The 10,424-nt window shown below is 76.2% G+C and carries 1 protein-coding gene; it reads left to right on the forward strand.

What is annotated here, in order from left to right; translation table 11 throughout:
* Positions 1-38 precede the first annotated feature (38 nt).
* On the forward strand, positions 39-10,424 hold a 10,386-nt coding region (locus ACFVVU_RS23140), incomplete at its 3' end, for an amino acid adenylation domain-containing protein (RefSeq protein WP_387791930.1).

A 10,424-nucleotide genomic window follows, 5' to 3' on the forward strand; every position in this document is an offset into this window, starting at 1 on the left:
GCCCTCCACCCGCCCGTGACGTGAGCAGAGGAAGCACCGTGATCCCGGTTTCGTACGCACAACAGCGTCTGTGGCTGATCGACCAGATCGAAGGGCCGACCGCGCTCTACAACCTGCCGTTCGCGGTCCGCCTGCGCGGCCCGCTCGACACCGCCGCGCTGCGCGCCGCGACGGCGGACGTGGTCGCCCGGCACGAGGCCCTGCGCACGGTGTTCCCGGTGGACGGGGAGGGCGTGCCGGTGCAGCACATCCTGCCGTCGGCGGAGGCGGAGATCGCCTTCGCGACGGTGGAGTGCGCACCGGCCGACTACCCGGCCCTGCGGGACGCGGAAGCCGCCCACACCTTCGACCTGGGCGCCGAACTCCCCATCCGGGTCACGGTCTTCTCGCTCACCCCGTCCGACGGTCCGGCCCCCGAGCACGTGCTGCTCGTGGTGCTGCACCACATCGCCGGCGACGGCTGGTCGCTCGGCCCGCTGCTGCGCGACCTCGCCGCCGCCTACACCGCCCGGCTCGCGGCCACCGAGCCGCTGTGGGAGCCGCTGCCGGTCCAGTACGCCGACTACGCGCTGTGGCAGCGCGAGCTGCTCGGCGACGAGTCCGACCCCTACAGCCTGATGAGCCGTCAGCTCGACCACTGGAGAGGAGTGCTGTCCGGCCTGCCGGAGGAGCTGGAGCTGCCGACGGACCGCCCCCGCCCGCCGGTGCCGACCGGCGCCGCGGACGCCGTCCCGTTCACCTTCGCGCCCGAGCTGCACGCCGCACTGGCCGAGCTGGCCCGCGGCCACCGCGCCACCCTGTTCGCCGTTCTCCAGGCCGGCCTGGCCGCGCTGTTCACCCGGCTCGGCGCCGGTACCGACATCCCGCTCGGCACCGGTGTGGCCGGCCGCTCGGACGAGGCGCTGAGCGACCTGGTCGGCTTCTTCGTCAACACCCTGGTGCTGCGCACCGACACTTCCCCTCGCTCCACCGGGGACGGCCCTCCCGTCGACCCGTCCTTCAGCGAACTCCTGGGCCGCGTCCGGGAGTCCCAGCTGGACGCCTTCGCCCACCAGGACGTGCCGTTCGAGCGGCTGGTCGAGGAGGTCAACCCGGCCCGGGTGCTCGGCCGCCACCCGCTGTTCCAGACCCTGCTGGTGCTGCAGAACCACGAGGAGGGCGAACTCGGCCTGCCCGGTGTCGAGTCGGCGCCCGAGCCGCTCGGCCTGCGGGTCGCCAAGTTCGACCTCAACATCGGCGTCACCGAACGCCGCGGCCCCGACGGCGCCCCGGCCGGCCTGGAGGGCTCGGTCGAGTACGCGGCCGACCTCTACGACCGCGCCACCGTCGTCGCCCTGTTCGAGCGCTTCGGCCGGCTGCTCGCCGCCGCGGCCGCCGACCCGCTGGCCCCGATCGGCACCCTGGACATCCTCGCCCCCGAGGAGCGCGCCCGCCTCGCCGAGGAGTGGAACGCCACCGCCGCGCCCGTCCGCACCGGCTCGCTGCCCGCCCTGTTCGCGGCCCAGGCGGCCCGCACCCCGGACGCGGTCGCCCTCGCCCACGACGGCGGCGAGGTCTCCTACGCCGAGCTCGACGCCCGCGCCAACCGGCTCGCCCACCACCTGATCGGCGTGGGCGTCGGCCCGGAGTCCCCGGTCGCCCTGCTGATGGAGCGCTCGGTGGACCTGGTGGTCGCCACCCTCGCCGTGCTCAAGGCCGGCGGCTGCTACGTGCCGATGCACGCCAGTCTGCCGCCCGAGCGGATGACGGCGCTGCTCGCCGACACCGGCGCGCCCGTCCTGCTCACCGACCGTGCCGAGCCCGGCTTCGCGCACACCGCCACCGTCGTGCGCCCCGGCGACGGGGCCGACGCGCCCGGCCACGACCCCGCGCCGCCCGTCCACCCGGACCGGCTGGCCTACGTGATGTTCACCTCCGGCTCGACCGGCACCCCCAAGGGCGTCGCGGTGCGCCACCGCGACGTCGTCGACCTCGCCGACGACCGCCGCTGGCGCGACGGCCGGCACGGGCGGATCCTGCTGCACTCCCCGCACGCCTTCGACGCCGCCACCTACGAGCTGTGGGCGCCGCTGCTGCACGGCGGCACGGTCGTCGTCGCGCCGCCCGGCAGCCTGGACGCCGACGCCCTGCACGCCCTCGCCGTCCGGCACGGCGTCAGCGCGGTCTTCCTCACCAAGGCCCTGTTCGACCTGGTCGCCGAGCAGGCCCCGGAGACCTTCCGCGCCCTGCGCACGGTCTGCACCGGCGGCGAGGCGGCGTCCGGCACCCTGATGCGCCGGGTCCTGGACCACTGCCCCGACCTGCTGCTCGCCCACGTCTACGGGCCCACCGAGGCCACCACCTTCGCCACCCACCACCCCCTGCTGCCCGCCGACCTGGACGGCGCCCGGGCACCGATCGGCCTGCCGCTGGACAACATGCGCGCCCACGTCCTGGACGCCCGCCTCCAGCCGGTGCCGCCCGGGGTCCCCGGCGAGCTGTACATCGCCGGGGCGGGTTTGGCCCGCGGCTACTGGCGCCGGGCCGCGCTGACCGCCGAGCGCTTCGTCGCCGACCCGTACGACAAGGGCGGCCGGATGTACCGCACCGGCGACCTGGTGCGCCGCCGGGCCGACGGCGCGATCGAGTTCCTCGGCCGGATCGACGGCCAGGTCAAGCTGCGCGGCTTCCGGATCGAGCTCGGCGAGATCGAGGCCGTGCTCTCCCGCCACCCCGCCGTCCGCCAGGTCATCGTCGTCCCGCGCGAGGACCGCCCCGGCGACACCCGGCTGGTCGGCTACTGCGCCGTCCTCGACCCCGCCGCCGGCCCCGAACTCGCCGCCGAGCTCAAGCGGTTCGCCGCCGACACGCTGCCCGGCTACATGGTGCCGTCCGCCGTCGTGGTGCTGCCCGCCCTGCCGCTGAACGCCAACGGCAAGGTCGACCGCCGCGCCCTGCCCGCCCCCGACCTCGGCGCCGACGCCGACGGCCGCGCCCCGCGCGACGAGCGCGAGCGGGCCCTGTGCGCGCTGTTCGGCGAGATCCTCGGCCTCGACGGCCTCACCATCGACGACGACTTCTTCGCCCTCGGCGGCCACTCCCTGCTCGCCACCCGCCTGGTCGGCCGGGTGCGCGCCGAGCTGGGCGCCGAACTCGCCATCGGCGACCTCTTCCAGGCCCCGACCGTCGCCGCGCTCGCCGCCCGGATCGCCGGCGCCCCGGCCCGCCCCGCGCTGCGCCCCGAGCCGCGCCCCGAGCACCTGCCGCTCTCCTTCGCCCAGCGCCGCCTCTGGTTCCTCGGCAAGGCCGAGGGGCCCGGCGCCACCTACAACGTCACCCTCGCGCTTCGGTTGACCGGCCCGCTGGACACCGCCGCCCTGGAGCACGCCCTCGGCGACGTCGCCGCCCGCCACGAAGCCCTGCGCACCGTCTTCACCGAACACGACGGCGTGCCCCACCAGCGGGTGCTCGCCGCGCCGCCCGCGCCGCTGCTCACCGTCACCGACCGCCCCGCGCAGGACCTCGTCCACCACACCTTCGACCTGGCGACGGACGTCCCGCTGCACGCCTACCTGCGCCCCGAGGGCCCGCGGGAGCACGTCCTCACCCTGGTGATGCACCACATCGCCAGCGACGGCTGGTCGCTGCGCCCGCTGTTCCGCGACCTCGCCGAGGCGTACACCGCCCGGCTCACCGGCACCGCGCCGTCCTGGCCGCCGCTGCCGGTCCAGTACGCCGACTACACCCTCTGGCAGTACCGGCTGCTCGGCGCGGACGGCGACCCGCACTCGCTGCTCGCCGGCCAGCTCGCCCACTGGCGCGAGGCCCTGGCCGGCCTGCCCGACGAGCTGCCGCTGCCGCTGGACCGCCCGCGCCCGCCGGTGCCCACCCACCGCGGCGACGTCGTCGAGCTGGAACTCGACGCCGCCCTGCACGCCCGGCTCGCCGCCCTGGCCGCCGAGCACGGCGCCACCCTGTTCATGGTGCTCCAGGCCGCCTACGCCGCCCTGCTGCACCGCTTCGGCGCCGGCGACGACCTTCCGATCGGCACCCCGCTGGCCGGCCGCCTGGACACCGCCCTGGACGAGCTGGTCGGCTTCTTCGCCAACACCCTGGTGCTGCGCACCGACCTGAGCGGCGCGCCCACCTTCGCCGAGCTGCTGGGCCGGGTCCGGGAGGCCGACCTGGCCGCCTACGCCCACCAGGACGTGCCGTTCGAGCGGCTGGTCGAGGAGCTGAACCCGGCCCGCTCGCTGGCCCGCCACCCGCTGTTCCAGGTGATGATCGCCTTCGACAACACCGCCGGCGGCGGCCCCGCCTTCCCCGGCACCCGCGCCGCCTACGAGCCGCTCGGCCTGCCCACCACCGCCTTCGACCTCACCCTCAACCTGTCCGAGCGCCACCACCCGGACGGCAGCCCGGCCGGGCTCTCCGGCGGCCTGGAGTTCGCCGTCGACCTGTTCGACCGCGCCACCGCCGAACGGCTCGCCGCCGCCCTGGTCCACCTGCTCGGCCAGGCCGCCGAGCAGCCGCACCGCCCGGTCGCCGAGCTGGACGTGCTCGGCGCGGCGGGCCACGCGGCGCTCGCCCGCTGGCACGACACCGCCCGCCCCGGCGGCGACGAGCTCGTCCCGGCCGCCTTCGCCGCGCAGGCCGCCGCCACCCCCGGGGCCACCGCCCTGGTCTGCGGCGACGTCCGGCTGAGCTACGCCGAACTGGACGCCCGCGCCAACCGCCTGGCGCGGGGACTGGCCGGCGCCGGGGTCGGCCCCGAATCGCTGGTGGCGCTCGCGCTGCCCCGCTCGGCCGAGTCGGTCGTCGCCCTGCTGGCCGTGCTGAAGGCCGGAGCGGCGTTCCTGCCGCTGGACGCCGAGTACCCGCGGGACCGGCTCGCCCACATGCTCGCCGACGCCCGCCCGGCCGCGGTGCTCAGCACGGACGCCTGGCCGCTGCCCGAGGTGCTGGCCGGCCTGACCGTGCTGCCCGCCGACGCCGAGGTCTGGGCCGAGCTGCCCGCCGAGCAGCCGGACGTCCGGCTCGGCCCCGACAACGCCGCCTACGTCATCTACACCTCCGGGTCCACCGGCCGCCCCAAGGGCGTCGTGGTCCGCCACGGCGGCCTCGCCAACCTGCTCGCCTTCCACCGCACCGGCACCGTCGCCGCCGCCGAACAGGCCCACCCCGGCCGGCGGTTCACCTTCGCCCAGACCGGCTCGCTGTCGTTCGACACGGCCCTGGAGTCCCTCCTCTGGATGGTCGCCGGCCATCAGCTCCACCTCGTCGGCGACGAACTGCGCCGCGACACCGCCGCGCTGGTGCACCACCTCGCCCGCACCGGTGCCGACGTGCTCGACGTCACCCCCGGCCACGCCGAGCGGCTGATCGAGGAGGGCCTGCTCGACACCTGCCCGCCCGCCCTGCTGATGGTCGGCGGCGAGGCCCTCGGCCCGCAGCTGTGGACCGCGCTGGACGCCGCGCCCGGCACCGTCGTGCTCAACATGTACGGACCCACCGAGTGCACCGTCGACGCCCTGTACCACCGCCTCGACGGCACGGTGCCCCGCCCGCTGATCGGCCGCCCGCTGCCCAACCTGCGCGCCCACCTGCTGGACGCGCGGCTGCGCCCGGTGCCCGCCGGGGTCCCCGGAGAGCTGTACCTGAGCGGCGCCGGCCTGGCCCGCGGCTACCTCGGCCGCCCGGCGCTGACCGCCGAGCGCTTCGTCGCCGACCCGTCCGCGGACGGTGCCCGGATGTACCGCACCGGCGACCTCGCCCGCCGCCGCCCCGACGGCTCGGTGGAGTTCCTCGGCCGCACCGACCACCAGGTCAAGGTGCGCGGCTTCCGGATCGAACCCGGCGAGATCGAGGCCGTCCTGGCCGCCCACCCCGCCGTGCGGCAGGCCGCCGTGCTGCCGCACCGGGACGACACGGCCGGCACCCGGCTGGTCGCCTACCTGGCCACCGACCCCGACGCCGACCCGGCCGAGCTGCGCGCCCACGCGGCCGCCGCGCTGCCCGACTACATGGTCCCGGCCGCCTTCGTCACCCTGGAGGCGCTGCCGCTCAACGTCAACGGCAAGCTCGACCGGGCCGCCCTGCCCGCCCCCGACTTCACCGCGAGCACCGGCGGCCGGGCCCCCCGCACACCCCGCGAGGAGATCCTCTGCGGCCTGTTCGCCGATGTCCTCGGCCTGACCGGCGCCGTCACCGTCGACGACGACTTCTTCGCCCTCGGCGGCCACTCGCTGCTCGCCACCAGGCTGCTCAGCCGGGTCCGCGCCACCCTCGGCGCCGAACTCGGCATCCGGGACGTCTTCGAGGCGCCGACCGTCGCCGGCCTCGCCGAACGCCTGGACGGCGCCGCGGCCCGGCCCGCCCTCGTCGCGGCCCGCCGCCCCGAGCGGCTGCCGCTCTCCTCCGCCCAGCGGCGGCTCTGGCTGATCGACCGGATGGAGGGGCCCAGCGCCCTCTACAACATGCCGCTCGCGCTGCGCCTGACCGGTGAACTCGACCACGCCGCGCTCGCCGCCGCGCTGGCCGACCTCGCCGCCCGGCACGAGAGCCTGCGCACCGTCATCGCCGAGCACGACGGCGAGCCCTACCAGCACATCCTCGCCGAGGCCGCCGTCCCGGTCGAACTCCTCGACTGCGCGCCGGAGTCCGTCGAGGACGAGGTCGACCGCGCGGCCCGCCGCCCGTTCGACCTGGCCGCCGAGCCGCCGGTGCGGGCCACCTTGCTCCGGGTCGCCGAGCACGAGCACGTCCTGGTCCTCGCGCTGCACCACATCGCCGGCGACGGCTGGTCGATGGGCCCGCTGCTGCGCGACCTCGCCGAGGCCTACACCCTGCGCCTCGGCGGCGAGCGGCCGGTGCGCGCCCCGCTCGCCGTCCAGTACGCCGATTACGCGCTCTGGCAGCGCGAGCTGCTCGGCGACGAGGCCGACCCGCAGAGCCTGCTCTCCCGCCAACTCGGCTACTGGCGCGACACCCTGGCCGACCTCCCGGAGGAGATCGCGCTGCCCGCCGACCGCCCGCGCGGCGCCCGGGCGGGCCACCGTGGCGAGCGCGTCGCCCTGCCGATCGACGCCGAGCTGCACCGCTCGCTGGTCGCGCTCTCCCGCGAGCACCGGGTCACCCTCTTCATGACCTGCCAGGCCGCGTTGGCCGCGCTGCTCACCCGGCTCGGCGCCGGTACCGACGTGCCGATCGGTTCGGTGGTCGCCGGCCGCTCGGACGAGGCGCTGGACGACCTGGTCGGCTTCTTCGTCAACACCCTGGTACTGCGCACCGACACCTCGGGCGACCCCTCCTTCGCCGAACTCCTGGGCCGGGTGCGGGAGACCGGCCTCGGCGCCTACGCCCACCAGGACGTGCCGTTCGAGCGGCTGGTCGAGGAGCTGAACCCGGCCCGCTCACTGGCCCGCCACCCGCTCTTCCAGGTCGCGCTGGTCCTCCAGTCCAACGGCGAGGGCGAGTTGACCCTGCCCGGCCTGGGCGTCGAGGCGCTGCCCTCGGACACCGGGGTCGCCAAGTTCGACCTGAACGTCACCCTGGAGGAGTTCCTCGGCCCCGACGGCGCGCCCGCCGGCATGGACTGCGCGCTCGACTACGCCACCGACCTGTTCGACCGGGAGACCGCGCAGGCGATCGCCGTCCGCTTCGGCCGCCTGCTGGCCGCCGTGGTGGCGCGGCCGGACGAGCCGATCGGCCGGGCGGACCTGCTGGACCGGCACGAGCGCGACCAACTCCTGAGCGGCCACCGCCCGTTGCCCGAGAACCTGCCGCTCGTCCCGGCCGCTTTCGCCGAGCGGGTCGCGGCCGGCCCGGAGCTCACCGCCCTGGTCCACGGCGAGCTGCGGCTCAGCTACGCCGAACTGGACGCCCGCGCCAACCGGCTCGCCCACGGCCTGCTGGCCGCCGGCATCGGCCCCGAGTCGGTGGTCGCGCTCGCGCTGCCCCGCTCGGTGGAGACGGTGGTCTCCCAGCTCGCCGTGCTCAAGGCCGGCGCCGCCTTCCTGCCGCTGGACGCCGAGTACCCGCTGGAGCGCACCGCCCACATGCTGGCCGACGCCCGACCGGCCGCCGTGCTCAGCACCGCCGGCTGGCCGCTGCCCGAGGTGCTGGACGGCCTGACCGTGCTGCCCGCCGAGCCCGCCGCCTGGGCCGGGCTGCCCGCCGAGGCACCGGCCGTTCGGATCGACCCGGCCCACGCCGCCTACGTGATCTACACCTCCGGCTCCACCGGCCGCCCCAAGGGTGTGCTGGTGAGCCACGGTTCGATCGCCGGCCTACTGGCCGCCCACCGGGCGGAGACCTTCGGCGAGCCCGAGCGCGTCCACGGCCGGCTGCGCGCCGCGCTGACCGCCTCGCTCTGCTTCGACGCCTCCTGGAACAGTCTGCTCTGGATGGTCGCCGGCCATGAACTCCACCTGATCGGCGACGAGTTGCGCCGCGACCCGGCCGCCCTCGTCCGGCACCTGCGCGGCACCGGCATCGACGCCCTCAACCTCACCCCCAGTTACGCCGAACAGCTCATCGCCGAAGGCCTGTTGGACGACGCATCCCGCGCGGGAACGGCGCCCAGGGTGGTCCTGCTCGGCGGCGAGCCGATCGGCCGGGCGCTGTGGACCAGGCTGCGCGAGGCCGCCCCGCACACCACCGGCCACAACCTCTACGGCCCCACCGAGGCCACCGTCGACACCCTGCTCCAGTCGTACGCCGGCTCCGAGCGCCCCTCGATGGGCCACACCGTGCTCGGCACCCGCGCCTATGTGCTCGACGAGCGCCTGACCCCGGTCCCGGCCGGCGTCCCCGGCGAGCTGTACCTCGCCGGCCACAGCCTGGCCCGCGGCTACCTCGGCCGCCCGGCGCTGACCGCCGAGCGCTTCGTCGCCGACCCCTTCACGCCCGGCGAGCGCATGTACCGCACCGGCGACCTGGTCCGGCGCACCCGCGACGGCGGCATCGACTACCTCGGCCGCACCGACCACCAGGTCAAGGTCCGCGGCTTCCGGATCGAACTCGGCGAGATCGAGCAGGTACTGGCCCGCCACGAGGCCGTCCGGCAGGCCGTGGTCACCCTGCACGAGAGCGCCGACGGAGACCGCCGACTGGTCGCCCACTGCGCCACTGCCGTCGAACCGAGCCCCGAACTCGCCTTGGAACTGCGCAGGTTCGCCGCCGAGACGCTGCCCGGCTACATGCTCCCGGCCGCCGTCGTCCCGCTCCCGGCGCTGCCGCTGACCGGCAGCGGCAAGGTCGACCGGCGCGCCCTGCCCGCCCCCGACTTCACGCTCTTCGCCGGTGGCCGGGCAGCCCGCACGGCCCGCGAGGAACTGCTCTGCGGACTGCTCGGCGAAGTCCTCGGCCTCGACCGGGTCTCCATCGACGACGACTTCTTCGCCCTCGGCGGCCACTCGCTGCTCGCCATGAAGCTGGCCGGCCGGGTCCGCTCGGTGCTGGGCACCGAACTCGGCATCCGGGACGTCTTCGAGGCGCCGACCGTCGCCGGCCTCGCCCAGCGGCTGGACGGCGGTGCCGAGGCCCGGCTCGCCCTCACCGCCGGCCCGCGCCCCGAGCGGCTGCCGCTGTCCTTCGCCCAGCGGCGGCTCTGGCTGATCGACCGGATGGAGGGCCCCAGCGCCCTCTACAACCTGCCGCTCGCCCTGCGTCTCGGCGGCCCGCTCGACCCCGCCGTGCTGGAGGCCGCCCTCGGCGACCTGGTCGCCCGGCACGAGAGCCTGCGCACCGTGATCACCGGGCAGGACGGCGAGCCCCACCAGCGGATCGTCCCGGCCGAGCAGGCCCGCGTCCCGCTCGACCACCGCACGACGGCCCCGGCCGACCCCGCCGCCGCGGTCGCCGCCTGCGCGGCCGTCCCCTTCGACCTCGCCGCCGACCTGCCGATCCGCGCCCACCTCCTCCCGGCGGGTGAGGGCACCGGGGAGCAGCTGCTGGTCCTCGTCCTGCACCACATCGCCGGCGACGGCTGGTCGATGGAGCCGCTGCTGCGCGACCTCGCCGCCGCCTACGCCGCCCGCCGCGACGGCACCGCCCCCGAGTGGCGCGAACTGCCCGTCCAGTACGCCGACTACGCGCTCTGGCAGCGCGAGCTGCTCGGCGACGAGGCCGATCCGCAGAGCCCGGCCGCCCGTCAACTCGCCTTCTGGCGCAAGACCCTGGACGGCCTGCCGGAGGAGCTGTCGCTGCCCGTCGACCGCCCCCGGCGCGCCGACACCGGCCACCGCGGCGACCGCGTCGTGCTGCCGCTCGGCGCCGAACTGCACCGCGACCTCGTCGCGTTGGCCCGCGAGCACCGGGTGACGATGTTCATGACCCTGCAGGCCGGGCTGGCCGCGCTGCTCACCCGGCTCGGCGCCGGTACCGACGTGCCGATCGGTTCGGTGGTCGCCGGCCGCTCGGACGAGGCGCTGGACGACCTGGTC

This window comes from Kitasatospora sp. NPDC057965, from assembly GCF_042887135.1.
In the GTDB taxonomy this organism is placed as follows: Bacteria; Actinomycetota; Actinomycetes; order Streptomycetales; family Streptomycetaceae; genus Kitasatospora.